This window comes from Pseudooceanicola sp. (assembly GCF_029213205.1).
Lineage (GTDB): Bacteria > Pseudomonadota > Alphaproteobacteria > Rhodobacterales > Rhodobacteraceae > Pseudooceanicola.
Map to the genome: position 1 here is coordinate 1 of NZ_JARGNH010000029.1, position 24,158 is coordinate 24,158.

27 protein-coding genes are annotated in these 24,158 nt (G+C 63.4%); 13 read left to right on the top strand and 14 right to left on the bottom strand.

Features of this window, described 5'->3' with window-relative positions; translation table 11 throughout:
- From odhB to sucC, 8 genes are all read right to left on the bottom strand, one after another.
- Positions 1 to 1,325: 2-oxoglutarate dehydrogenase complex dihydrolipoyllysine-residue succinyltransferase (gene odhB, locus P1U48_RS15875; RefSeq protein ID WP_301070162.1), on the bottom strand; the 1,325-nt coding region annotated here is incomplete at its 3' end.
- Positions 1,322 to 4,288: a 2-oxoglutarate dehydrogenase E1 component gene (locus P1U48_RS15880; protein WP_301070163.1), complete on the bottom strand. Its 2,967-nt coding sequence runs from the start codon at positions 4,286 to 4,288 to the stop codon at positions 1,322 to 1,324. The genes odhB and P1U48_RS15880, both read right to left, overlap by 4 nt.
- Positions 4,289 to 4,325: 37 nt before the next feature.
- The gene (locus tag P1U48_RS15885; RefSeq protein WP_301070164.1) at positions 4,326 to 5,087 is read right to left on the bottom strand and encodes an alpha/beta hydrolase; all 762 of its coding nucleotides are present in this window, start codon (positions 5,085 to 5,087) and stop codon (positions 4,326 to 4,328) included.
- Positions 5,087 to 5,626 (bottom strand): DUF805 domain-containing protein, encoded by a 540-nt coding sequence (locus P1U48_RS15890; RefSeq protein ID WP_301070165.1) that lies wholly within the window; start codon positions 5,624 to 5,626, stop codon positions 5,087 to 5,089. The genes P1U48_RS15885 and P1U48_RS15890 overlap by 1 nt, the downstream gene beginning before the upstream one ends.
- Positions 5,627 to 5,679: 53 nt before the next feature.
- Positions 5,680 to 5,907 carry a hypothetical protein gene (locus tag P1U48_RS15895; RefSeq protein WP_301070166.1) on the bottom strand — a complete coding sequence of 76 codons (228 nt, stop codon included), beginning with the start codon at positions 5,905 to 5,907 and terminating at the stop codon, positions 5,680 to 5,682.
- A 28-nt stretch (positions 5,908 to 5,935) separates the two neighbouring features.
- Entirely contained in the window at positions 5,936 to 6,817 is an 882-nt protein-coding gene (gene sucD / locus P1U48_RS15900; RefSeq protein WP_301070167.1) for a succinate--CoA ligase subunit alpha, read from the bottom strand.
- Between the two features lie 39 nt (positions 6,818 to 6,856).
- Entirely contained in the window at positions 6,857 to 7,381 is a 525-nt protein-coding gene (locus P1U48_RS15905) for a hypothetical protein (RefSeq protein WP_301070168.1), read from the bottom strand.
- Between the two features lie 2 nt (positions 7,382 to 7,383).
- Positions 7,384 to 8,577, bottom strand: a complete 1,194-nt coding sequence (sucC, locus tag P1U48_RS15910) for an ADP-forming succinate--CoA ligase subunit beta (RefSeq protein ID WP_301070169.1) — start codon at positions 8,575 to 8,577, stop codon at positions 7,384 to 7,386.
- A gap of 315 nt (positions 8,578 to 8,892) precedes the next feature.
- On the opposite strand from sucC, the gene P1U48_RS15915 reads away from it, so the two are divergent.
- Complete coding sequence (locus P1U48_RS15915; RefSeq protein ID WP_301070170.1) at positions 8,893 to 9,444, top strand: phosphatase PAP2 family protein; 552 nt, start codon at positions 8,893 to 8,895, stop codon at positions 9,442 to 9,444.
- A 115-nt stretch (positions 9,445 to 9,559) separates the two neighbouring features.
- On the opposite strand, the gene mdh is transcribed toward P1U48_RS15915, so the two are convergent.
- Positions 9,560 to 10,522, bottom strand: coding sequence for a malate dehydrogenase (gene mdh / locus P1U48_RS15920; RefSeq protein WP_301070171.1), 963 nt, complete (start codon positions 10,520 to 10,522; stop codon positions 9,560 to 9,562).
- Between the two features lie 386 nt (positions 10,523 to 10,908).
- Between mdh and P1U48_RS15925 the strand changes: the two genes are divergently transcribed.
- The 10 genes from P1U48_RS15925 to P1U48_RS15970 all read left to right on the top strand — a co-directional run bounded on the left by P1U48_RS15925 (position 10,909) and on the right by P1U48_RS15970 (position 18,416).
- A complete protein-coding gene (locus P1U48_RS15925) occupies positions 10,909 to 11,760 on the top strand; it encodes a CoA ester lyase (RefSeq protein WP_301070172.1) in 852 nt (283 codons plus the stop codon).
- A gap of 27 nt (positions 11,761 to 11,787) precedes the next feature.
- The gene (locus P1U48_RS15930; protein WP_301070173.1) at positions 11,788 to 12,339 is read left to right on the top strand and encodes an NnrU family protein; all 552 of its coding nucleotides are present in this window, start codon (positions 11,788 to 11,790) and stop codon (positions 12,337 to 12,339) included.
- A gap of 6 nt (positions 12,340 to 12,345) precedes the next feature.
- On the top strand, positions 12,346 to 12,549 hold the full coding sequence (locus P1U48_RS15935; protein ID WP_301070174.1) for a DUF1737 domain-containing protein: 204 nt from the start codon (positions 12,346 to 12,348) through the stop codon (positions 12,547 to 12,549).
- Positions 12,549 to 13,580: a MaoC family dehydratase gene (locus P1U48_RS15940; RefSeq protein ID WP_301070175.1), complete on the top strand. Its 1,032-nt coding sequence runs from the start codon at positions 12,549 to 12,551 to the stop codon at positions 13,578 to 13,580. Before P1U48_RS15935 ends, P1U48_RS15940 begins: the two co-directional genes overlap by 1 nt.
- Before the next feature lie 297 nt (positions 13,581 to 13,877).
- Positions 13,878 to 14,261, top strand: coding sequence for a succinate dehydrogenase, cytochrome b556 subunit (sdhC, locus tag P1U48_RS15945; RefSeq protein ID WP_301070176.1), 384 nt, complete (start codon positions 13,878 to 13,880; stop codon positions 14,259 to 14,261).
- Between the two features lie 10 nt (positions 14,262 to 14,271).
- A complete protein-coding gene (gene sdhD, locus P1U48_RS15950; RefSeq protein WP_301070177.1) occupies positions 14,272 to 14,643 on the top strand; it encodes a succinate dehydrogenase, hydrophobic membrane anchor protein in 372 nt (123 codons plus the stop codon).
- A 12-nt stretch (positions 14,644 to 14,655) separates the two neighbouring features.
- Positions 14,656 to 16,461, top strand: coding sequence for a succinate dehydrogenase flavoprotein subunit (gene sdhA / locus P1U48_RS15955; RefSeq protein ID WP_301070178.1), 1,806 nt, complete (start codon positions 14,656 to 14,658; stop codon positions 16,459 to 16,461).
- Between the two features lie 63 nt (positions 16,462 to 16,524).
- A complete protein-coding gene (locus P1U48_RS15960; protein ID WP_301070179.1) occupies positions 16,525 to 17,280 on the top strand; it encodes a hypothetical protein in 756 nt (251 codons plus the stop codon).
- Between the two features lie 69 nt (positions 17,281 to 17,349).
- A complete protein-coding gene (locus P1U48_RS15965) occupies positions 17,350 to 18,129 on the top strand; it encodes a succinate dehydrogenase iron-sulfur subunit (RefSeq protein ID WP_301070180.1) in 780 nt (259 codons plus the stop codon).
- Entirely contained in the window at positions 18,129 to 18,416 is a 288-nt protein-coding gene (locus P1U48_RS15970; protein ID WP_301070181.1) for a hypothetical protein, read from the top strand. Before P1U48_RS15965 ends, P1U48_RS15970 begins: the two co-directional genes overlap by 1 nt.
- Positions 18,417 to 18,422: 6 nt before the next feature.
- Here P1U48_RS15970 and pth read toward each other — a convergent pair whose 3' ends face one another.
- Entirely contained in the window at positions 18,423 to 19,124 is a 702-nt protein-coding gene (gene pth, locus P1U48_RS15975) for an aminoacyl-tRNA hydrolase (protein WP_301070182.1), read from the bottom strand.
- 111 nt (positions 19,125 to 19,235) lie between these two features.
- Between pth and P1U48_RS15980 the strand changes: the two genes are divergently transcribed.
- Positions 19,236 to 19,919 carry an FkbM family methyltransferase gene (locus P1U48_RS15980; RefSeq protein WP_301070183.1) on the top strand — a complete coding sequence of 228 codons (684 nt, stop codon included), beginning with the start codon at positions 19,236 to 19,238 and terminating at the stop codon, positions 19,917 to 19,919.
- A gap of 105 nt (positions 19,920 to 20,024) precedes the next feature.
- Here the strand turns inward: P1U48_RS15980 and P1U48_RS15985 are convergent, their stop codons facing one another.
- Positions 20,025 to 20,891 (bottom strand): DMT family transporter, encoded by an 867-nt coding sequence (locus P1U48_RS15985; protein WP_301070184.1) that lies wholly within the window; start codon positions 20,889 to 20,891, stop codon positions 20,025 to 20,027.
- A complete protein-coding gene (gene mnmD, locus P1U48_RS15990) occupies positions 20,888 to 21,553 on the bottom strand; it encodes a tRNA (5-methylaminomethyl-2-thiouridine)(34)-methyltransferase MnmD (RefSeq protein WP_301070185.1) in 666 nt (221 codons plus the stop codon). Before mnmD ends, P1U48_RS15985 begins: the two co-directional genes overlap by 4 nt.
- Positions 21,554 to 21,633: 80 nt before the next feature.
- On the opposite strand from mnmD, the gene P1U48_RS15995 reads away from it, so the two are divergent.
- A complete protein-coding gene (locus tag P1U48_RS15995; protein WP_301070186.1) occupies positions 21,634 to 22,683 on the top strand; it encodes an FAD-binding oxidoreductase in 1,050 nt (349 codons plus the stop codon).
- A gap of 89 nt (positions 22,684 to 22,772) precedes the next feature.
- Here P1U48_RS15995 and P1U48_RS16000 read toward each other — a convergent pair whose 3' ends face one another.
- The gene (locus tag P1U48_RS16000; protein ID WP_301070194.1) at positions 22,773 to 23,417 is read right to left on the bottom strand and encodes a 50S ribosomal protein L25/general stress protein Ctc; all 645 of its coding nucleotides are present in this window, start codon (positions 23,415 to 23,417) and stop codon (positions 22,773 to 22,775) included.
- Positions 23,418 to 23,528: 111 nt separating this feature from the next.
- Complete coding sequence (locus tag P1U48_RS16005; RefSeq protein WP_301070187.1) at positions 23,529 to 24,158, bottom strand: hypothetical protein; 630 nt, start codon at positions 24,156 to 24,158, stop codon at positions 23,529 to 23,531.

A 24,158-nucleotide genomic window follows, 5' to 3' on the forward strand; every position in this document is an offset into this window, starting at 1 on the left:
AGGATCGGCGAGGACATCAGCGAGCCGTAGACGCCACCGTTGGAGATGGTGAAGGTGCCGCCCTGCATTTCGGCCATCGACAGTTTGCCATCGCGGGCGCGGCGGCCTTTTTCGGCGATTTCCTTTTCGATCTCGGCAAAGCTCTTGGCGTCGACATCGCGGATCACCGGTACCACCAGGCCCTGCGGCGTGCCCGCCGCGACCCCCATATGCACGAAGTTCTTATAAACGACATCGGTGCCGTCGATCTCGGCGTTGACCTCGGGGACCTCTTTCAGCGCATGCACGCAGGCCTTGGTGAAGAACGACATGAAGCCGAGGCGCACGCCGTGTTTCTTTTCGAACTCGTCCTTGTACTGGCTGCGCAGCGCCATCACCTCGGTCATGTCGACCTCGTTATAGGTGGTCAGCATCGCGGCGGTGTTCTGTGCATCCTTGAGGCGGCGGGCGATGGTCTGGCGCAACCGGGTCATCTTGACCCGTTCCTCACGCGCGGCGTCATCGGCGGCCACCGGGGCGCGCGGCGTCGGTTTCGCGGCGGCGGCGGGCGCAGTGGCGGCCGTGGCGGCGGCGGCAATCGCGCCTTGCACGTCTTCCTTCATGATCCGTCCGTCACGGCCGGTGCCGGTCACCTGATCGGCAGAGAGACCGGCCTCGGCCATCGCCTTTTTCGCGGCGGGGGCATTTTCGATGTCCTTGCCAGTGGCGGCGGCCGGGGCGGCAGCGGCGGCGGCAGGTTGGGCGGCACCGGCGCCGGCACCGGCGGTCATCTCGGCCAGTTGGCCGCCCGCTTCGACGGTTGCGCCTTCGGGGGCGAGGATCTTCGACAGCACGCCGGAGGCGGGGGCCGGAACCTCGACCGAGACCTTGTCGGTTTCCAGCTCGCAGAGCATTTCGTCGGCGGTGACGCTATCGCCCTCGGCCTTGAACCAGGTGGCGACGGTCGCTTCGGTAACGCTTTCGCCCAGGGTCGGCACCATCACCTTGATCGCGTCGCCACCGGATTTGGCCGGAGCGGCAGCCGCGGCAGGGGCCGGAGCGGCGGCGGCTTTCGCGGGGGCCGATTTGGCTGGCGCAGCCGCAGCGGCGCCTTCGGTGATCGAACCGAGCAGGGCGGCCACGCCGACGGTGTCGCCCTCATTGGCGACGATGTCGGTCAGGGTGCCGGCCACCGGCGAGGGCACTTCGACGGTGACCTTGTCGGTTTCCAGTTCACACAGCATTTCATCCACTGCGACGGCGTCGCCGGGTTTCTTGAACCAGGTGGCAACGGTTGCCTCGGTGACGCTTTCGCCCAGGGTGGGGACGCGGATTTCGGTGGTCATGCCTTGGTTCCTTCGATGGTCAGCGCCTCGTCAACGAGGGCCTGTTGCTGAGCTTTGTGCTGTGCGGCAAGCCCGGTGGCGGGCGAAGCGGTGGCGACACGGCCGACATAGCGCGGCCGCTTGTGAGAGGCTTTGATCCGGCTGAGCACCCATTCGATGTTGCTTTCGATAAAGCCCCAGGCGCCCTGATTTTTGGGTTCTTCCTGACACCAGACCATTTCGGCCTGCGGGAAGCGTTCCAGTTCCTTGACCAGCGAAATCGCCGGGAAGGGATAGAATTGCTCGATCCGCAGCAGATAGACATCGTCGATGCCCCGGGCGTCGCGTTCTTCCAGCAGGTCGTAATAGACCTTGCCCGAACACATCACCACCCGCTTGATCTTGTTGTCCGGTGCCAGTTTGGTGTCCGAATTGCCGTATTGGGCATCGTCCCAAAGCACCCGGTGAAAGCTGGAGCCGGTGGTGAAATCCTCGGTCTTGCTGACCGCCAACTTGTGGCGCAGCAGCGATTTCGGGGTCATCAGGATCAGCGGCTTGCGGAACGAGCGGTGCAGCTGGCGGCGCAGGATGTGGAAGTAATTCGCCGGGGTCGAGCAATTCGCCACGATCCAGTTGTCCTGCCCGCACATCTGCAGGAAGCGTTCCAGTCGGGCCGAGGAATGTTCCGGACCCTGGCCTTCGTAGCCATGCGGCAGCAGGCAAACCAGGCCGGACATCCGCAACCATTTGGATTCGCCCGACGAAATGAACTGATCAAACATGATCTGCGCGCCATTGGCGAAATCGCCGAACTGCGCCTCCCACAGGGTCAGGGTGTTGGGTTCGGCCAGCGAATAGCCGTATTCAAAGCCCAGAACCGCATATTCCGACAGCATCGAATCGATGACCTCGTAATGCGCCTGACCGGAGCGGATGTTGTTCAGCGGGTAATAGCGTTCCTCGGTTTCCTGATTGATCAGGCCGGAATGACGCTGGCTGAAGGTGCCACGGGTGCTGTCCTGACCGGAGAGCCGCACCGGATAGCCTTCGGTCAGCAGCGAGCCAAAGGCCAGCGCCTCGCCGGTGGCCCAGTCAAGGCCCGTGCCGGTTGCAAACATCTGCGCCTTGGTTTCCAGCAACCGCTCGACCGTCTTGTGCAGCGGAAAGCCGTTGGGCGCGGTGGTCAGCGCCTTGCCAAGTTCCTGAAACGTCTCTTCGGCGATGGCGGTTTCGCCGCGCTGATAATCGTCCTTGTCACGCGCCAAGCCAGACCAGCGCCCGTCCAGCCAGTCGGCCTTGTTGGGTTTGTAATCCTTGCCGGCCTCGAATTCCTCGTTCAGATGCGCCTGAAACGCGGCTTTCATATCCTCGATCTCGCCCTCGGGGATCAGCCCGTCCTTGACCAGCCGATCCGTGTAAAGGCTGAGCGTGGTTTTGTGACCCTTGATGTTCTTGTACATGATCGGGTTGGTGAACATCGGCTCGTCACCTTCGTTATGGCCGAAACGGCGATAACAGAAGATGTCGATGACCACGTCCTTGTGGAACTTCTGGCGGAATTCGGTGGCCACCTTGGCGGCATGCACCACCGCCTCGGGATCGTCGCCATTGACGTGAAAGATCGGCGCCTCGACCACCAGCGCATTGTCGGTGGGATAGGGGCTTGAGCGGCTGAAATGCGGCGCTGTGGTGAACCCGATCTGGTTGTTCACCACGATATGGATGGTGCCGCCGGTGCGGTGGCCGACAAGGCCGGAGAGGCCAAAGCATTCCGCCACCACGCCCTGACCGGCAAAGGCCGCATCGCCATGCAGCAGCACCGGGATCACGGCGGTGCGCTCGCGGTCGTTCAGCTGCGCCTGTTTCGCCCGCGCCTTGCCCAGAACCACCGGGTTCACCGCCTCAAGGTGGCTGGGATTGGCGGTCAGCGACAGGTGGATGACATTGCCGTCGAATTCGCGGTCGCTGGAGGCGCCGAGGTGGTATTTCACATCGCCCGATCCGTCGACATCATCGGGTTTGAAGCTGCCGCCCTGGAATTCGTTAAAGATCGCGCGGTAGGGTTTGCTCAGCACATTGGCCAGCACCGACAACCGGCCCCGGTGCGGCATGCCGACGACGATCTCGGTGGCGCCGAGATTGCCGCCACGCTTGATGATCTGCTCCATCGCCGGGATCAGTGATTCACCGCCGTCCAGGCCAAAGCGTTTGGTGCCCATGTATTTGACATGCAGGAATTTCTCGAATCCCTCGGCCTCGACCAGCTTGTTCAGGATCGCCTTGCGGCCCTCACGGGTAAAGGTGATTTCCTTGCCATAGCCTTCGATCCGCTCTTTCAGCCAACCGGCCTCTTCGGGGTTCGAGATATGCATGTATTGCAGCGCGAACGTGCCGCAATAGGTGCGTTTCACGATTTCGACGATCTGCCGCATCGAGGCGATTTCCAGCCCCAGCACCTTGTCCAGAAAGATCGGCCGATCCATGTCGGTTTCGGCAAAGCCATAGGATTTCGGATCAAGCTCGGGGTGAGCGCTGTCGCCATGCACGCCGAGCGGGTCAAGATCGGCGGCCAGATGGCCACGGATCCGGTAGGCCCGGATGATCATCAGCGCCCGCACCGAATCCAGCACCGCGCGTTTCACCGCATCGTCACTGACCGCGACCGCTTTTTCCTCCGCCTTGGCGCGGATCTTGTCACCGGCTCCCTTGACCTCGGTCGGGGCGGGCCATTGGCCGTCCAGCGCGGCGGTCAGATCGTCATTCGGGGTCGGCGGCCAATCGCTGCGCGCCCAGGACGGGCCAGCGGCCTCGGCGGTCACACTGCGCTCGTCGTCTCCGAGGCTCTTGAAGAACTCAACCCAAGCCGCATCAACCGAGGACGGGTCATTGGCGTAACGGGCATAGAGCTGTTCGAGGTATTCCGCATTGTGCCCCTGCATGAAGCTGGAGGCATGGAACACGTCGTTCGGGGATTGCTCGGTCATAGGAACACCTCGGTAAATTGGTGTGCGGAGGGATAAGTCACTTGAGTACCTGTTTCACGAGGCCAAGCGTCCGGCCTTCGTAATTGCTGAAGTTGTGGCCGCCGCCTGACGGGATTTGAAGGGTCACGCGAGCGCCGGCCTTTTTGGCCAGTGCTGCGTATTCTTCGGCGAAGCGGGGCAGGGTGTTGGTGTCGCGGGCGTTGGTCAACAAGATCACGGTAGAGCCCTTGCGCAATCCTTGGGCAAAGTCATGCGGCGACTGACTTTGCGTCCAGTTGTTGCTGCCACGGCGGCTGACCCGCCATGCGGGGACGTTGCAGGGACACCCGGCGAGGATCGCAACGTCGATCAGGCCCGGATAGCTGCCGTTGACGATGGCGGTCTGGGCCGCGCCGCCGGAATGCCCCACGACGATGGTGCGTCCGGGTTTCAGCGCTTTGCGCATGGCAGACAGCGACTGCGCCACCAATTGGTTGTTGCGCTTGGTGTAGTGATCCTTGCTGGAATTCTCGCCGGGGCTACGACCGCCTTTGCCATTGAACCCTGGCCGCGTCAGAGCAACCACCGTGCTGCCCGGCGCCTGCGCCGCGATCGTGCGGGCGAACGCCGACATCCGGCCGTTACCCGGACCGCTGTCGCCGTGCAGCACCACCACGAGGTTCCGATTGCCCTGACCAAAGACCTCGCCCTTGAGCGGTCCAAGATCGAGCGCCGCAACTGGCAGCGTAAAAGCGAGCGTCATCAGCACTGCCGAGAACATGCGTCGCACAAGGCGGGAGTGGCTAAGTGGAAGATTCATTAAGGTCTCTCCGGAGATTGGGTCTGGACGGGCGGCCCCCATTGGTTCGGGCCGGGTTGCGAGGGGCGTGTCAGCCACCAAATCACGAGAAGCGGGGAAATCGCGAGGATGAAGAAGGCAAAAACAAGGATGAGGCCCAGAGCGCCGCTGAACAGCGCCGTCAGGTCGCCGCCAGCCAGGGCCTCGGTGCCGCCGATCATCGATATGAAGCCAAAGGTGCCGATTGTCACGATGATCGGATAGAGCAGGAACAGCCCAGAGCGGCCGGAATCGTGCATCCGCCGCCAGCCTGCGGCCAGCACCGGCAGGAACACCAGCAGTGAGAAGATCGAGGCGATGGGGCCGTTGGATTGCGCCGAAAACCCGCTGTCCGTCACCTCGAAACTGGAGGCGCCAAAGGCCATGCCGTCAAGGATGCCGGCGACGATGCTGCCAAGCACGACGAACAGCACGAATAACCAGTATTCCCGACGCGACGCGCGACCCGAAAAGGTCACATATTTGCGGAAACAGATTCTTACGGCTTGGGTGAACCCCATGGGTCCGACCTTTCGTTGAGACTGTCGCCTCGGCCCTTGGGCCGGGACGAATGTTAGATTTTGGCCTGACGTGGCGGCCCATAGCGGGTTTCGGACGGGTCTCCCGACAGGCACATAAGCAGGGCGGCGGGCAGGAAAAAGACCGCCACGAACCGGGTGGCGGCGTATTTTTCTGCCTCAGAGATCGCGGCAAAGGCGACGGCCACGGCAACCGGGATAACCCTCCAGAATTCCGAACGCGTGGCCCGGCCCTTCCTGTTGGATGCTCTCAGATACCCCATCGTAATCGCCTTCCCGGTCCCATTTGCCTTAGCCGATGGCCTTCAGCACGGCTTCCCCCAGCCCGGCGGGGCTGTCGGCAACCACGATCCCGGCGGCTTTCATCGCCTCGATCTTGTCCTCGGCGCCGCCTTTGCCACCGGCGACAATTGCGCCCGCGTGGCCCATCCGGCGGCCCGGAGGCGCGGTGCGACCGGCGATGAAACCAGCGGTCGGTTTCCAGCGGCCCTTTTTCTTTTCATCGGCCAGGAATTGCGCGGCTTCTTCTTCGGCCGAGCCACCGATTTCACCGATCATGATGATCGATTGGGTTTCCGGATCGGCCAGGAACATTTCCAGCACTTCGATATGTTCGGTGCCCTTGATCGGGTCGCCGCCAATGCCGACAGCGGTCGATTGCCCGAGACCGGCGTCGGTGGTCTGCTTCACCGCCTCATAGGTCAGGGTGCCCGAGCGCGACACCACACCGACCGAGCCACGTTTGTGGATATGGCCGGGCATGATGCCGATCTTGCAAGCGCCGGGGGTGATGACCCCGGGGCAGTTCGGCCCGATCAGCCGCGACTTGGAAGTCTTCAGCGCCGCCTTGACCTTCATCATGTCGAGCACCGGGATGCCCTCCGTGATGCAGATGATCAGCTCCATCTCGGCGTCAATCGCCTCAAGGATCGAATCCGCGGCAAAGGGCGGCGGCACATAGATCACGCTGGCATTGGCGCCGGTGGTGTGGATCGCCTCATGCACCGAGTTGAAGACCGGCAGATCCAGATGGCTCTGTCCGCCTTTGCCGGGGACCACGCCGCCAACCATCTTGGTGCCGTAGGCGATCGCCTGCTCGGTGTGAAAGGTGCCCTGAGAGCCGGTGAGGCCCTGACAGATCACCTTGGTGTTTTCATTTACGAGAATGGCCATTGGGGCCTCCTTGTTCTGTTCGTCCCGGCGCGCCGGAGATCATTCGTAGAGCTGCCGGAAGCCGATCGCGACGAGAAGCCCCTCTTCGGTGCCCCAGTTCATCGTCACGGCGTAATGCATCCGACCGGGGAAACTGGCGACCCAGTCATGCCCGTCCACATGCGGCGACGGATCGTCGTCCGGCTGCGATATCAAGCTGCCGAAATGCTGCTGAAGCGCGGTTTCGAACCTGGTTTCGAAATCGGTGAACACCTCGTGGGTGCCGATCCCGGCCGGAAGCTGCAGGGTGCAGGACAGGCTGTCGATGGTGCGGGTTCCGACCAGGGTCAGCTGCGCGGCCGGGTCGCCGTACATGACGGTCTTGTCCTGCACCATGACTTCGGGCAGGCCGGAGCCGGCCATCGCCTCGGTCATCGCCGCATATTCGGCGTCGAAATCCAGATCGTCGAAGATGCAGCCCCCGACCATCATCTCGGCCAGGGCGGCGGGATCCGCCGCCTCCTGCGCCAGGACCGGGGCTGCGATGCCGAGCGAAACGAGGCTGAGGACTGCCGTTTTCAGCATGGTCAGCCCTTCACCGCTTTGACGATCTTTTCCGCGCCATCCGCCAGGTCCTCGGCGGCGATGACGTTCAGGCCGGAATTCGCGATGATCTCCTTGCCCTTTTCGACATTGGTGCCCTCAAGGCGGACCACCAGCGGCACTTTCAGCCCGACCTCTTTCACCGCGGCGATCACGCCCTCGGCGATCACGTCGCAGCGCATGATGCCGCCAAAGATGTTGACGAGGATGCCTTTGACGTTGGGATCGGAGGTGATGATCTTGAAGGCCTCGGTGACTTTCTCTTTCGTGGCGCCGCCACCGACGTCGAGGAAGTTGGCCGGTTCGGCGCCGTAGAGCTTGATGATGTCCATCGTCGCCATCGCCAGACCGGCGCCGTTGACCATGCAGCCGATCTCGCCGTCCAGCGCGATGTAGTTCAGGTCATGCTTGGAGGCGGCCAGTTCTTTCGGGTCTTCCTCGGTCTCGTCGCGCAGCGCCAGCACGTCCGAATGACGATAGAGCGCATTGCCGTCAAAGCTGAGCTTGGCGTCGAGCAGTTTCAGCGCCCCGTCCGGCATCACGATCAGCGGGTTGATCTCCAGCATCTCCATGTCTTTCTCGACAAAGGCGCGATAGAGCTTGGCCATCAGATCGACGCAGGCCTTGACCTGCTTGCCTTCCAGCCCCAGCGAAAACGCGATGCGGCGACCATGGAACGCTTGATAGCCGGTGGCCGGGTCGACCGAGAACGACAGGATCTTGTCGGGGGTGTTGGCCGCGACTTCCTCGATGTCCATGCCGCCCTCGGTGGAGCAGACGAAAGAAATCGACGAGGTTTGACGATCAACCAGCAGCGCGAGGTAAAGTTCGCGGGCAATGTCGCTGCCATCCTCGATATAGACCCGGTTGACCTGTTTGCCTGCCGGGCCGGTCTGATGGGTGACCAGGGTGCGGCCCAGCATCTTCTTCGCCTCTTCGGCGGCTTCTTCTACCGATTTGGCGAGGCGGACACCGCCCTTGTCGCCGGCATCGGATTCCTTGAATTTGCCTTTGCCACGTCCGCCGGCGTGGATCTGCGCCTTGACGACCCAAAGCGGCCCGTCGAGCGCGCCCGCGGCAGTCTTGGCCTCTTCGGCCTTTAGAACCGCGCGTCCGTCCGATACCGGACAGCCAAAGTCGCGCAGAAGCGCCTTGGCTTGGTATTCATGGATATTCATGAAATCCGTCCTTCGTTGCTGGTGTTACGGGCGTAATGCCACCACAATGGCATGGGATGAACGGAATTCTGCGTAGTAATCGGGAATACCCCTGATTTTCTGCGTTTTGTGATCACACGCTAAAAACCTGTGATCACAAAAGTGGGTTCGTGATATCACCCGGAGGATTCCCTGCCCAAAATCGCGCCGGATTCGCGTTTCTCAGGGATTGATTTGCGCTGATGTGGCGCGGGGGCGCGCAATGCCGGGGCGGGTGGCTGCGGTTGCAATGGCATTGGCCCTCGGGCAGGCTCCGGCGGCAATCGGGGGAGCGGTATGAAGCGGTTCTTGCGACGACATCTGGCGCTGCTGGCGATGCTTGGCCTGGTCGGGCTGGTGGCGTTGGCCAATGGCCGCACGCCCGAACGGCTGGGCGACGGGTTGCAGATTGCGCTGCCGCTGGCCGGGTTCGGCTGCGCGGTCGCGGGCGGCGGCACCGGGCGCTATGCGCTGCGGTTTCTGCTGCTCGAGGCGGGGATCCATATTCCGAAAGCGGCGCTGGGCGAAGTGGAGGTCAACCGGCGCCCGGACGACGGCCGCGGCGGTTTCCCCTCGGGCCACACGGCGGCGGCGAGTTTCGGCGCGGCGGGGCTGCTGCGCAGCTGTCTGGCGCAGAGCCCGGCGGCGCAGGGGGTTGCGGTTCTGGCGGTGGGGGTCACCGGCGGCAGCCGGATCGTGGCGGGCAAGCACACGATCTGGCAGGTTCTGGCCGGGGTAATCTGGGGCTGGCTGGCGCAGATCCTCGGGCTGGGGGCGCTGGACCGGGGCGCGGCGCGGCTGGCCAGGGCGCTGCGGCGGCGGCTGTCGGGGAATGGCGGGGCCGGGTAGGCTCACCTGATCTTTCGAACCCGTCTGGCGATCACCACGTTGGGCAAGAAAAAGTTGGGCAAGAAAAAGGCCCGGTCACCCATCGGGTGCCGGGCCTTTTCGCAATGTGTTTCGCTCAGGCGAGGGTGGAATCGATGGCTTTGCAGGCCTCGACCAGGCCTTTGACCGCGTCGACCGACTTGTCGAACATCGCCTGCTCGTCTTTGGCCATCTTGATCTCGGCGATGCGTTCGATGCCGCCCGCGCCGATCACCGTCGGCACCCCGACATACATGCCCTTCAGACCGAATTCGCCGTCGCAATAGGCCGCGCAGGGCAGCAGGCGTTTCTGGTCTTTCAGATAGGCTTCGGCCATTTCGATGGCCGACGTGGCCGGCGCGTAGAAGGCCGAGCCGGTTTTCAGCAGCCCGACGATTTCGGCACCGCCGTCACGGGTGCGTTGCACGATCGCGTCCAGCTTGTCCTGGGTGGTCCAGCCCATTTTCACCAGATCGGGCAGCGGGATGCCAGCGACGGTGGAATAGCGGGTCAGCGGCACCATCGTGTCGCCATGGCCGCCCAGCACAAAGGCGGTGACGTCTTTCATCGACACGTTGAATTCGGAGGCCAGGAAATGGCGGAAGCGGGCGGAGTCGAGCACCCCGGCCATGCCGCAGACCTTGTTCGCGGGCAGCCCCGAGAACTGCTGCAGCGCCCAGACCATCGCGTCCAGCGGGTTGGTGATGCAGATCACAAAGGCGTCCGGCGCGTGCTGGCCGATGCCTTCGCCCACCGATTTCATCACTTTCAGGTTGATGCCCAGCAGGTCGTCGCGGCTCATCCCCGGTTTGCGGGGGACACCGGCGGTGACGATGCAGACGTCAGCGCCTGCGATATCGGCATAGCTCTGAGTGCCTTTCAGGCTGGCGTCAAAGCCCTCGGAGGGGCCTGATTCCGCGATGTCGAGCGCTTTGCCTTCGGGGGTGCCTTCGGCAATGTCGAAAAGGACGACATCGCCCAGTTCCTTGAGGGCGACGAGATGGGCGAGCGTGCCGCCGATTTGTCCCGCGCCGATCAGGGCAATCTTGGGTCTGGCCATTGGATTTTCTCCGGTCCGTTGGAAATCTCGGCGCAAGCCCTATGGCTTTTGGGGTGTGCGTGCAAGCCTCCAGCAGCGGGGCGCGGTTCGGGATTTCCGAACGCGGTTTGAAAACGACGTTTAATCATAATGGCTTGGCCGAATGCGGCTGCGGCTGCTTGACCTGCGTTTGGCCGCGATGCCTAAGATTTCGGCGCCGGGGAGGCGCTTGGTCGGTGCGGAAATCGACCGGTCAGGCGACTCGACCACCTGACTGCGCGCTGCCTTGACCTGCGCCACCGGCTCGGTGGGATTGCCATTGCGCTGGCGCGCGGCGATGTGGCCTTGAAATTTCCCTGCGAATGATGCGAGAGACGCGCAACATTCTTATCAAAGGGACTCGCCTCATGGACGCCGCAAACCGCCCCTATCGCTCGGTTCTCTATATCCCCGGCTCGAAAGAGCGGGCGCTGGACAAGGCGCGCGGCCTGCCGGTGGATGCGATCATCTTTGACCTTGAGGACGCGGTGACCCCCGACGCCAAGGCGGCGGCGCGCGATACGCTGAAAGCGGCGCTGGACCAGGGCGGCTATGGCGACAAGGCGCGGATCATCCGGATCAACGGGCTGGACACCGACTGGGGCGCCGATGACGCGCGGGCGCTGAAAGATGCCGATGCCCATGCGTTTCTGCTGCCGAAAGTGAATTCCGCCGCCGATGTGCAGGCTTTGGCCGATCTGGTTGGTGATGCCGACATCTGGTGCATGATCGAAACCCCGCTCGGGGTGTTCAACGCGCTGGAAATCGCCGCGCATCCGTCGGTCAAAGGCTTTGTTGCCGGCACCAATGACCTGGCCAAGGAGCTGAATTGCCGGGGCCGCGACGACCGCCTGCCGATGATGTTTGCGCTGCAGCAGATGCTGTTGGCGGCGCGGGCGCATGGGGTGGTCTGTGTCGATGGTGTCTATAACCAGTATCTGGACGAGGATGGGCTGGCCGCCGAATGCGAACAGGGCCGCGACCTCGGGTTCGATGGCAAGACGCTGATCCACCCGGCGCAGGTCGCTGGCGCCAACACCGCCTTTGCCCCGACCGAGGCCGAGATCGACCTGGCCCGGCGCCAGATCGCCGCGCATGAGGAAATCGAGCGCAGCGGTCAGGGCGTCGCGGTTGTCGACGGCAAGATCGTCGAAAACCTGCATGTCGAGACTGCGCTGAAGACCCTGGCCAAGGCCGAAGCCATTGCCAAGATGGGCTGAGGCTCACACCAACTGCGGAGACCCGAGATGCTGTTGATCGCCCTTGGCTTGATCCTCTGGACCTGGCCGCATCTGATGAAATCGGTGACCCCCTCGCTGCAGGCCCGGCTGGGTGACAGGGTCGCCAGGCCGCTGGCGGCGCTGTTTGCGCTGGCCGCGATTGTGCTGATGGTGATCGGCTATCGCAGTGCCGCTGGCGCGCAGCTTTACACGCCGCCGGTCTGGGGCGTGCATGCCAACAGCCTGCTGAACCTGATCGCCGTGGCGCTGATGGGGGCGGGCAGTTCGAAGAGCCACCTGCGCAACCTGACCCGGCACCCGATGAATCTCGGCCTGCTGATCTGGTGCCTGGCGCATCTGCTGGTGCGTGGCAGCGAAGAGGCGGTTTTGCTCTGGGGTGGGCTGGCGGTCTGGTCGCTGTTGGCGATTGCGCTGACCGACCGGGCGGCACGGGCGAAACCGGCCTTTGCCGGGGCCAGCCTGGCCGGTGATCTGCGCTTGACGCTGATTGCGCTGGCGCTCTACGGGGTGATCGTCTGGCTGCACATTTTGCTCGGCCTGCAACCATTCGGAGGGTGATCCTTGATGCGACTCTATCGTTTGTTGACCGAAGACGACACCTCGGCGTTCTGCCACAAGGTGACCGCGGCGCTGAACAAAGGTTGGACGCTGCACGGCGCGCCCGCCTATGCCTTCGATCGGGCCAGCGGCAAGATGCGCTGTGCGCAGGCGGTGGTTAAAGAAGTCGAGGGCAGCTATTCCGCCGACATGAAACTGGGAGAACAATGATGGCCAAGACCAATCCGGGGCGTTTTTTTGAAGATTACCGGATCGGCGAGGTGATCCACCACGCGGTGCCGCGCACGGTGTCGGGGGGCGAACGGGCGCTCTATCATGCGCTCTACCCGGCCCGGCATGCGCTGTATTCCTCAGACGAATTCGCCCGCGCCTGCGGGCTGCGCGAAAGCCCGATCGACGACCTGGCGGCGTTTCACCTGGTGTTTGGCAAGACGGTGCCGGATGTGTCGCTGAATGCGGTCGCCAACCTTGGCTATGCCGAGGGGCGCTGGCTGAAGCCCGTCCATATTGGCGACACCCTGCATTCCGCGTCGGAAGTGATCGGGCTGAAGCAGAATTCCAACGGCAAGACCGGGGTGGTCTATGTGCGCACCACCGGCACCAACCAACATGGCGAAGCGGTGATGGAGTATGTCCGCTGGGTGATGGTGCGCAAAAACAACCTCGACGCCCCGGCGCCCGAGACCGTGGTGCCGGATCTGGCCGAGGTGATCCCGGCGGCTGACCTGATGCTGCCTGCGGGGCTGGACTTCAGCCGCTATGATTTCGCTTTGGCCGGTGAGCCGCATCGCTTTGGCGATTATGAGATCGGCGAGGTGATCGACCATGTCGATGGCGTCACCATCGAAGAGGCCGAGCATATGATCGCCACGCGGCTGTGGCAGAACACCGCCAAGGTGCATTTCGACGCGACCAACAGGGCGGATGGCCAGCGGCTGATCTATGGCGGGCATGTGATCTCGATGGCGCGGGCGCTGTCGTTCAACGGGCTGGCCAATGCGCAGATGATCGTCGGGCTGAATGGCGGCGCCCATGCCAACCCCTGTTTCAGCGGGTTGACGGTAAAGGCCTGGTCCGAGGTGTTGGACAAGGTCGAGACCGACGCGCCCGGAGTCGGTCTGCTGCGGCTGCGGCTGGTGGCGACCTCGGACGGCTCCACCGGAGCGCTGAAGGGGCCTGACGGGAAATACCTGCCGGGGGTGTTGCTGGATCTGGACTACTGGGCGGTGATGCCGCTCTGAAAAATCGGCCTGACGGCGTGCCGTGAATTGACATGGATTTGGCCCGCCTGCCAGGGGCAGCCGGGCCAAGCCTCCGGCGGGAATATTTTTGGCAAGATGAAGCCCGGGGGGCGGGCTGAGTCTCGGGCGCTGTGCCCTGCGATGAGGTTTGTGATCACGCGACGTGTTTATGTGATCACAAGTTGCGCGGCGGGCTGTCGCGGAGCGATAAAAAATCGGTCGCATGCGGTGGCATGGTGATGACAAGGCCGCAAAAATGCGTAAGAAAGCCCTGAGAGATACCGGAAAGGATGCCGCATGGCTGACGTGAAAAGGGTCGAGCGCCCGCTTTCTCCGCACCTTACAATTTACCGCTGGCAGGTCCCGATGCTGACATCGATCCTGACCCGGGTCACTGGCAACGCGCTGATCGTGGCGGTGGTTCTGATCGTCTGGTGGCTGCTGGCGGCGGCGACTTCGCCAGAATATTTCGCCACGGCCGATGCGGTGATCACATCCTGGTTTGGCGATCTGGTGCTGACCCTGTCGCTCTGGGCGATCTGGTATCATTACCTCGCCGGGTTGCGGCATCTGATCTATGACGCCGGGCGCGGCATGGATCTCCCGACAGCGGAGCTGCTGGGCTGGATTTGTATCATTGGGTCGGTGGTGCTGACCGTGATCACCTTGTTGATCGTCTGAGGGGGCTGAGATGCGTTATCTGACCGACCGCAAACGGGCCGAGGGCCGCGGCGCCGCTCGCAGCGGCACCGAACATCATTGGTATATGCAGGCCAGCGCCGTCGGGCTGGCGCTGATCGTGCCGACGCTGATCTATATCATTGGCCGCGCCATCGGCAGTGGACATGACGCGGTCCTCGCGACATTCGCTCGCCCGGTGCCTGCCATCCTGACCGGGCTGGCGTTGGTGGTGGGGATGCAGCATTTCCGCCGTGGGGCGCAGATGGCGATCGAGGATTATTTCCGCAAATCGACCAAGAAGACGCTGATCATGCTGGTGATCACGCTGAGCTATGGCATCACCGCGACCGGATTGTTCGCGCTGGCCAAGATCGTACTCTGAAGGAACCAAGACATGGCCGCTTACGAATACGAGACGCATGACTATGACGTCGTGGTGGTGGGCGCCGGTGGCGCAGGCCTGCGGGCAACCCTGGGGATGGCCGAGCAGGGGCTGCGCACCGCTTGCGTGACCAAGGTGTTCCCGACCCGCAGCCACACCGTGGCGGCACAGGGTGGCATCGCGGCGTCGCTGTCCAACATGGGGCCGGACCACTGGCAATGGCACATGTTCGACACCGTCAAAGGCAGCGATTGGCTGGGTGACACGGACGCGATGGAATACCTCGCCCGCGAAGCCCCCAAGGCGGTCTATGAGCTGGAACATTACGGCGTGCCGTTCTCGCGCACCGAAGAGGGCAAGATCTATCAGCGCCCGTTCGGCGGCCACACCACCGAATTCGGTGATGGCCCACCGGTGCAGCGCACCTGCGCCGCCGCCGACCGGACCGGCCATGCGATTCTGCACACGCTCTATGGGCAAAGCCTGAAGCAGAAGGCCGAGTTCTATGTCGAATATTTCGCCATCGACCTGATCATGTCCGAGGATGGCGTCTGCCAGGGCGTGGTCTGTTGGAAACTGGACGACGGCACCTTTCACGTCTTCAACGCCAAGACCGTGGTGCTGGCCACCGGCGGCTATGGCCGGGCGTTTTTCAGCGCCACGTCGGCACATACCTGCACCGGTGACGGCGGTGGCATGGTGGCGCGGGCCGGGCTGGCATTGCAGGACATGGAATTCGTGCAGTTCCACCCGACCGGCATCTATGGCGCCGGCTGCCTGATCACCGAGGGCGCGCGCGGCGAGGGCGGCTATCTGACCAACAGCGAGGGCGAGCGGTTCATGGAACGCTACGCGCCGACCTACAAGGACCTGGCGCCCCGCGATTACGTCTCCCGCTCGATGACGCTGGAGATCCGCGAAGGCCGCGGTGTCGGCGAGCGCAAGGATCACATCTTTCTCAACCTCAACCATTTGCCGCCCGAGGCGCTGGCCGAACGGCTGCCCGGGATTTCCGAAAGCGCCAAGGTCTTTGCCGGTGTCGACGTGACCAAGGAACCGATCCCGGTGCTGCCGACCGTGCATTACAACATGGGCGGCATTCCGACGAACTACTGGGGCGAGGTGATCAATCCGAGCGCCAAAGATCCCAATGCCGTGGTGCCGGGCCTGATGGCCGTGGGCGAGGCGGGCTGTGCGTCGGTTCATGGCGCCAACCGGTTGGGATCGAACTCGCTGATCGACCTGGTGGTGTTTGGCCGCGCTGCGGCGATTCGCGCTGGCAAGCTTTTGGACCCGGAAAGCGCCAACCCGGTGCTGAACCAGGCCTCGGTCGACAAGGCCTTTGATCGCTTTGACGGGCTGCGCAACGCCAAGGGCGGGATTGCGACCGCCGAGCTGCGGCTGGAAATGCAGCACACGATGCAATCGGATGCCGCCGTGTTCCGCGAAAGCAAGACTTTGTCGGAAGGCGTCGAGAAGATGACGGCGATTGCCGCCAAGGTCGACGATTTGTCAGTCACCGACCGGTCGCTGATCTGGAACAGCGACCTGATGGAAACGCTGGAGCTGACCAACCTGATGCCCAATGCCCTGGCCACCATCGTCGGTGCCGAGGCCCGCAAGGAAAGCCGTGGCGCCCATGCGCATGAGGATTTCCCGAACCGCGACGACAAGGAATGGCGCAAGCATTCCATCGCCCGGGTCGACGGCAACAAGGTCGACCTCAGCTATCGCGCAGTGATCACCGATCCGCTGTCGACCGAGGATGAGGGCGGGATTTCGCTGAAACGGATCGCGCCGAAAGCGCGAACATTCTGAGGCGATGATGACCCGTCATTCAGTCACGATTGCGGATGTGCCGGCGGTCAGCGGGGCGGTGGTATGATCATTGCCAACCTGGCCACCTATCCGTTGCGTCAGTCCAATCTGATGCCTGTGGTGCACGCGATTGCGCCGCAGGTGGACCGGCTGAATGTGGTTCTGAACCAATACGATACGATCCCCGAAGAACTGCTGCACTTGGACAATGTGGTGCCGGTGATCCCTGATCATGACACCAAGGATGTCGGCAAGTTCTATCCGGATGTCAGCGGTGCCGATTATGTCTTCATGATTGACGACGACATCATCTATCCGGCCGATTTCATCGCCGCGACAATTCGCGAATTCGAGGCTCTTGGGCCGGGCCGCTTCCTTGGTGGCTATCACGGGTCGGTCTATTACAAGCCGGGACCGTCATTGAACTTTGAAAAGCTGACGCAATGGTTCAGCTATGATCCGGTGAAGATTGCCGATTACCGCCGTGTCTATGGCTATGACAACAGGCTGGCCCGGGCGACGATTACGGATCAGATCGCGACCAATGCCGCCATCATGCGGGGCGCCGATTTCCCGCCCTATGACTACATGCGCGACAGCCAGAAATTCGTCGACGTCCGTCTGGCTCGCTGGTGTCACGAACGCGGTATCCTTCCGGTCGCCCTGCCGCGCAGCTATCGCTGGATGAAAAAGGTGCCTTTCGAGGAAACCATCCATCGCGGCTTTACCAAGACCCACCCGGCCCATGTGGCGGATGAAATCTGGACCTTTGCTTTCAAGACCGAAGGCGTCGGCCAGCCATGGATTCCGAAGACATGATTGAAATCGCAGCATTCCGGACGCAGTCAGGCCCCAGCTCAGGGGCGGACGCCACGACAGGAGTAAGACATGGTTGAATTCGCACTTCCCAAGAATTCGCGCATCCGCACCGGCAAGACCTGGCCGAAACCGGCAGGTGCGACCAATGTCCGGGCCTTCCGCATCTATCGCTGGAACCCGGATGACGGGGAAAACCCGCGGGTCGACACCTATCACCTCGACATGGACAAATGCGGGCCGATGGTTCTCGACGCGCTGATCAAGATCAAGAACGAGATCGATCCTACCCTGACCTTCCGCCGCTCCTGCCGTGAAGGTATCTGTGGCTCTTGCGCGATGAATATCGACGGGATCAACACCCTGGCCTGCATCTATGGCCTGGATGAGATCAAGGGCGACGTGAAGATCTACCCGCTGCCACATACCGCGGTGGTCAAGGATCTGATCCCCGACCTCAACCATTTCTACGCCCAGCACGCCTCCATCATGCCCTGGTTGGAAACCAAGACCAACAATCCGGCCAAGGAATGGAAGCAGTCGATCACCGACCGCAAAAAGCTCGATGGCCTTTATGAGTGCGTCATGTGTGCCTGCTGTTCGACTTCCTGCCCAAGCTATTGGTGGAACAGCGATAAATACCTCGGCCCGGCCGCGTTGCTGCATGCCTATCGCTGGATCGTCGACAGCCGTGACGAACTGACGGGCGAGCGTCTGGATGAGCTGGAAGATCCCTTCAAGCTCTATCGCTGCCACACCATCATGAACTGCACCAAGACCTGTCCCAAGGGGTTGAACCCGGCCAAGGCGATTGCCGAGATCAAAAAGATGATGGTGGAACGCGCAATCTGATGACCACCGAACCGCCGCCCCGGCTGGATTTCGACAATCCGAAAGACGTGAAACGTCTGTTGGATGCGGTGGCCGGGCGGCTGCATTTCCTCAACCGGGCGACCGATGAAAGCAACTACCTGTGGTCGTTGGCGGAATTGATCCGGGCGGCGGGCAAGCTGACCGATCTGATCGGTGACGCGGCAATGACCGAGCAATTCGGATCAGGTGACGCTCGCCCCAAGCTCACCGACCAGGAGCGCAAGGATCTGATGCTGGTGTTGCTCGACGAGCGGATGCGGGATTGACCCGCCCTAGCTGAACCTGTCCGCCAGCCGCTGCAGGGCTGAGCGTTTGTCAGGTTTCGCCTCTGCCTCCGGTCCCGTGGTCTTCTTTTGATCAGGCGCCGCCGCAACAGGCGGCTTGGCGGTTCCGGTCGATGACCGGGGTGGGGCCACCCTGAGCGCCACCGCATTCATGAACCGGCCGGGTTCGCCGCGCGCCAGATCCGCCGCGCCGTCGGAAACACCGCGCAGCAGGTCATCGAGCCAGCCCTCGTCGGCCTTGGCGAAATCATGCAGCACATACCCCGCCACCCGGTCCTTGTGGCCGGGATGGCCGATGCCGATCCGCACCCGCTGATAGGCGTCGCCAATATGCTGATGCAGGGAGCGCAGCCCATTGTGTCCGGCGTGGCCACCGCCGTCCTTGACCTTGAGCTTGCCAGGGGCGAGGTCAAGCTCATCGTGAAACACCGTCACGTCGCTGGGGTCGAGCTTGTAAAACCGCATCGCCTCGCCGACCGATTGGCCGGAGAGATTCATGAAAGTCCCCGGTTTCAGCAACAAAACCTTGTCGCCGCCGAGCGCGCCCTCGGCCAGCTCGCCCTGGAACCGCGCCTTCCAGGGGCCAAAACCATGATCAAGGGCGATCCGGTCCAGCGCCATAAAGCCGATGTTATGCCGGTTCTGCGCATATTTGGCGCCCGGATTGCCAAGTCCGACAAAGAGTTTCATCGCCGCGTTCCTTTTTGGTCCCGCCGGTGGGGCACGGAATTGAGGTCTAGTGCGCGAGCCTCTATCATTCAAGCAAGGGCAGGGCATTCAAGCAAAGGGGCAGGGCGGCAGATGCCGGATTTCGAGTTGAACGGGGTGAAGCTGAGCCTGCCCGAGGCGCTGGCCGCTCCAAAAATCCTGCGCAAGCTGAAGTCCGGCCAATATGAGGGCTTTGAGGCGCGCGCCGCCGGGCTGCGGGTGCGCAAGGGCTTCCGGGTGCTCGAACTGGGCGGCGGCATGGGCTATGTCGGTTCGATCTGCGCCAATATTACCGGCGGCGAAAACCTGGTCACGGTCGAGGCCAATCCCGACATGATCCCGGTGATCCGTGCCAATTTTGACCAGAACGGGCATCAGGCCGCCACCTTGCTGCACGGCGCCGTCACCGGCAATGCCGCAGAGGGCGAGACGCTGGAATTTCGCCGTGGCCCGGCCTTCTGGGGCGCTTCGATCGCCGAGGACGGCACTGGCAAGGGCGATATCGTCGAGGTGCCGCTGCTGCGCATCGGTGAACTGCTCAAGGCCCATCGCCCGAATGTGGTGATCATGGATATAGAGGGCGCCGAACAGCACCTCTTTGATGCGCCCTGGCCGCGGCATGTGCGCTTTGTGATGATGGAAATCCACCCGGCGCGCTATCCGGCCAGCGTCATCCGTGACATCTTTGACTGCATGTCGGCCTCGAACATGGCCTATGACCCGCGCGCCTCCTCCGGTGGTGTGGTCAGCTTTCGCCGCCTGCGCGACACCGGCTGACAGACCCCCTGCCTCCCTCTGCCCCGCTTCCTCTGGTTTCAAATATCCTCGGGGGGTCTCGGGGGGCAGACAGCCCCCCGGCGCTCCGTGCCGCGCGACAGCCCCCTAGCGCGCCACCCGCTCGCGCCACAGGGTGAACAGCCCCGCCGCCACGATGATCCCGGCCCCCAGTGCCACATTCGGGCGGATGGTTTCGCCGAACACCGCCAGGCCGATGGCGGCGGCAAAGGGCAGTTGCAGATAGGCGAAGGGCTGCACCGACGATGCCTCGGCCAGCTCGTAGCAGCGGATCAGCAGGTAATGCCCCAGCGCCCCGGTCAGGCAGAGTGTGCCCATCCAGATCCAGTCGGGCGGCGCCATCGGCTGCCAGAACCAGGCGCCAACCAGGGTCATGCAGGCCGATCCCACCGTGCCGGTCCAGAAGAACGAGGTTGCTGAGGAATCCTTGCGTGCCACATAGCGGGTCAGCAGGCCGTAGAGCGCGAACAGCAGCGCCGCCACCAGCGGCACGATTGCTGCGGGTTGAAACACCCCCCTGCCCGGCTGCAGCACGATCAGCACCCCGACAAAGCCGACGCCGATCGCGACCCAGCGCCGCCAGCCGACCTTTTCGCCCAGCACCGGCCCCGACAGCGCCGCGATCAGCAGCGGGTAGCAGATGAACACCGCGTGGCTTTCGACCAGGCCCAGAAGGGTAAAGGCCACCACCATGACGCAGATCTCGGTGACCAGCAGCGCCCCACGAAACGCCTGTATTGGCCATTGGCTGGTTGCCGCCGCCGCCCGGATGCCGCCGGACCGTCGGCTGGCGATGGCGATGACAAAGGCGGCAAAGAACCAATAGCGGATCATCACCACCATATAGACGTTGTATTCGCTGGCCAGATGCCGGGAGATCCCGTCCTGCACCGCAAAGACAAAGGTGGTGGCGATCATCAGAATGATGGCGAGCCGGGTGTTCTGCGCGATCATGGCCGCTCGGCCCGCGTCATATGACGTTTACGGCCATAGCCGGGCAGCCGGCTGACGGTGAACCCTGCCGCCGCCAGCCCGCGGCGCACGAATCCGGCGGCGGTATAGGTGGCGGCGCTGCCGCCGGGGGCGGTATGGGCAAACACCTCGGCCATCAGCGCCTCACCCCAGAGTTCGGGGTTTTTCGCCGGGGCAAAGCCGTCGAGATACCAGGCATCCGCCACGCCCGACCAAGCGGGCAGGCTGGCGCGGGCATCGCCGGGTATCAGCTGCAGATCGACCCCGGGCAGGGCGACAGCGCCCTCGGCCAGCAGCGCGGGCCAGATTGCCACCAGTTCCATCGCCTCGGCGCTCAGGGCCGGAAAGGCCGAAAGGGCGCGGGCGACGTCCGGGGCGGGCATCGGATAGGCCTCGAACGCCGAATAGCGCAACCGGCCCGGCCTCCCGGTGGCACGCCAGGCGGCCAGGGTGGTGAGAAAATTCAACCCGGTGCCAAAGCCCAGCTCGGCGATGTGAAATCCGTCGCGGAACCCGGACGGCAGGTCATTGCCCGCAAGAAACACATGCCGGGTCTCGTCGAGCCCGTTGTCGAGGCTGAAATAGGGGTCGTCGAACCGAGTCGAGACCGGGACATCGCCCTCCTGCCAAGTCAGCTCTGCCAAGTCGAGTCCGCCTGCTGGTCCTGCATCGCGCCTTACCTTAAATAGGGTCCAAGGCCGGACAATGGCGAGGGCACAAGGGAATGGCAATGGGGGCAGGGACACCGGATGTGACGATCCGCGGAGCCGGGATTTTTGGCCTGTCCATTGCCTGGGCTTGCCTGTTGCGTGGCGCCCGGGTGCGGGTGATCGACCCGCAGGGACCGGGGGCTGGAAGCTCGGGCGGGCTGGTCGGGGCGCTGGCCCCGCATGTGCCGGAAAACTGGAATGAAAAGAAGGCGTTCCAGCTCGACAGCCTGCTGATGGCTGAATCGTTCTGGGCCGGGGTCGCCGTCGCCTCCGGCCGCGATCCGGGCTATCTGCGCAGCGGACGCTTGCAACCCCTGGCCGATGATCGGGCGGTGGAGATGGCGCAGGCGCGGGCCGATGGCGCGGCGGCACTCTGGCGCGGGCGGGCCAGCTGGGCGGTGGTGGCGACCGCGGCGCTGGACGCGTGGCGCGCAGAGAGCCCGACCGGGTTCCATATCCACGACACCCTCAGCGCCCGGCTGCATCCACAACAGGCCTGCGCGGCGCTGGCGGCAGCGGTGCTGGCGCGCGGCGGCGAGATCCTGACCGAGGCGCGCGAGCAGGGCGCGGTGCTGCATGCCACCGGTGCGGCGGGGCTGGCCGATCTTTCGGCGTCGTTTCAACGTCCGGTCGGCACCGGGGTCAAGGGGCAGGCGGCGCTGCTGCGGCTGGATCGGCGCGCGGCACCGCAATTGTTCTGCGACGGGGTGCATGTGGTGCCGCATGCGGATGGCACCATTGCCATCGGATCGACCAGCGAGCGGGCGTATTCAGACCCGCGCGGGGTGGATGAGCAATTGGAGGCGGTGATCGCCAAGGCCCGCGCCGCCGTGCCCGCCCTGCGCGCGGCACCGGTGATCGCCCGCTGGGCCGGGTTGCGCCCGCGCGCCAAGAGCCGGGCGCCGCTGCTTGGCCCCTGGCCGGGGCGGCCCGGGCATTTCATTGCCAATGGCGGCTTCAAGATCGGCTTCGGCATGGCGCCGAAAGTGGCCGAGGTGATGGCCGACCTGCTGCTTGAGGGGTGCGATGCGATCCCGCAGGGCTTTCACAGCGATCAGATCTGACCCCGGGGCCCAGCAGCCTGCATTCGATAGCGCAAACGAAACGCGGCGCCCCAGGGGGCGCCGCGTCGCGTTCCGTTACCGGACAGCGATCATTCTTCGCTGTCGTCCGCCTCGGCTGCGGTATCGTCGTCGCTGTCGTCGCTGTCATTGTCAGCCGAGCGAAGGCCCGAGGGTGCCGACAGGTTGGCGATCACGAAGTCGCGGTCGATGGTCGCGCGCGCGCCTTCTGGCAGTTTGATCTGCGAGATCGTCAGCGTATCGCCGAGCTGCATCTCCGAGATATCGGCGACAACCTGGTCGGGGATATCGCCTGCGGTCACGATCAGTTCGACCTCGGGGCGCACCACGGTCAGCACACCACCGGCACGCAGGCCCGGGCAGCTGTCATGGCCTTCGAATTCGACGTGGATGAACAGGTTGATCTTGGTCGTCCGGCGCAGGCGCATGAAATCGACATGGGTCGGAAGATCCTTGACCACGTCACGCTGCACGTCGCGGCAGATCACCCGCACGTCCTCTTGCCCGTCAACCTTGAGGTTGTAGAGCGTTGATTTGAAACGGCCTGCGCGCAATTTCTTCAGCAGATCGTTAAAGGGCACGTTGATGGGAAGGGGATCAGTGTCCCCGCCAAAAACGATCCCAGGTACCATACCAGCACGACGTGCTTGACGAGCGGCGCCCTTGCCTGTCCCCGTCCGGACCTGGGCTTGAAGATCAGGAATTTCTCCAGCCATGATAGTCTCCTTGATGAGGCGGGCATCCTCCAAGGCTGTATGCCCGCGTGAAGCCGCGCCTATAGCGGTATCCGCCTGCCGGGAAAAGAGGAAATCGCGAAATTGCCGCGCTTAGCGGGTGACCGGGGTCTGCAAATGGCCGCCGGCGATCATCATCGCCTCATAGAGTTCCCATTCCTCGGGGCGGGCGGCGATCAGCGCCGCCTCCATCTCGGCCGACAGCGGCGCATCGATATCGGGCGAGACATTGCGCCGCTTGGTGGCAATCTTTTGCCCCAGCCGCGCGCGCAGGAAATCGTCGAGCAGATCGGGGCGCTCATAGGCAAACAGGTGATCGACCCGCAGTTCGCCCTCGGGCGAGGTCAGAAAGGTGAACTGGTTGCCGATCCGCGCATGTGCGGGTGGTTTGTGGGAAATCACATCGGCAATGAAGTCTTCAAAGCGCATCCCCGACAGGTCGTTCGGCCCGCCCGACACCTTGGGGCGCATCCGATAGCGATACCAGCTGCGCAGCTGCTCGACCGGGTTGCGCATCACCGCCACCCGCTCCGGGTCCAGATCATGCGCGCCCTTGAGGTAGGGGGCAAAGTAGCGGTCGTATTTGCGCAATGTCATATGTTTCAGCGCGGTGTCCTGGGACAGCACGATCTGGGCATGGTTGCGCAGCGCCAGATGATAGGCGGTTGATCCGGTTTTTGGCACCGCGAACAAGGTGAAATTTGCACGGGTAAAGACCAGCAT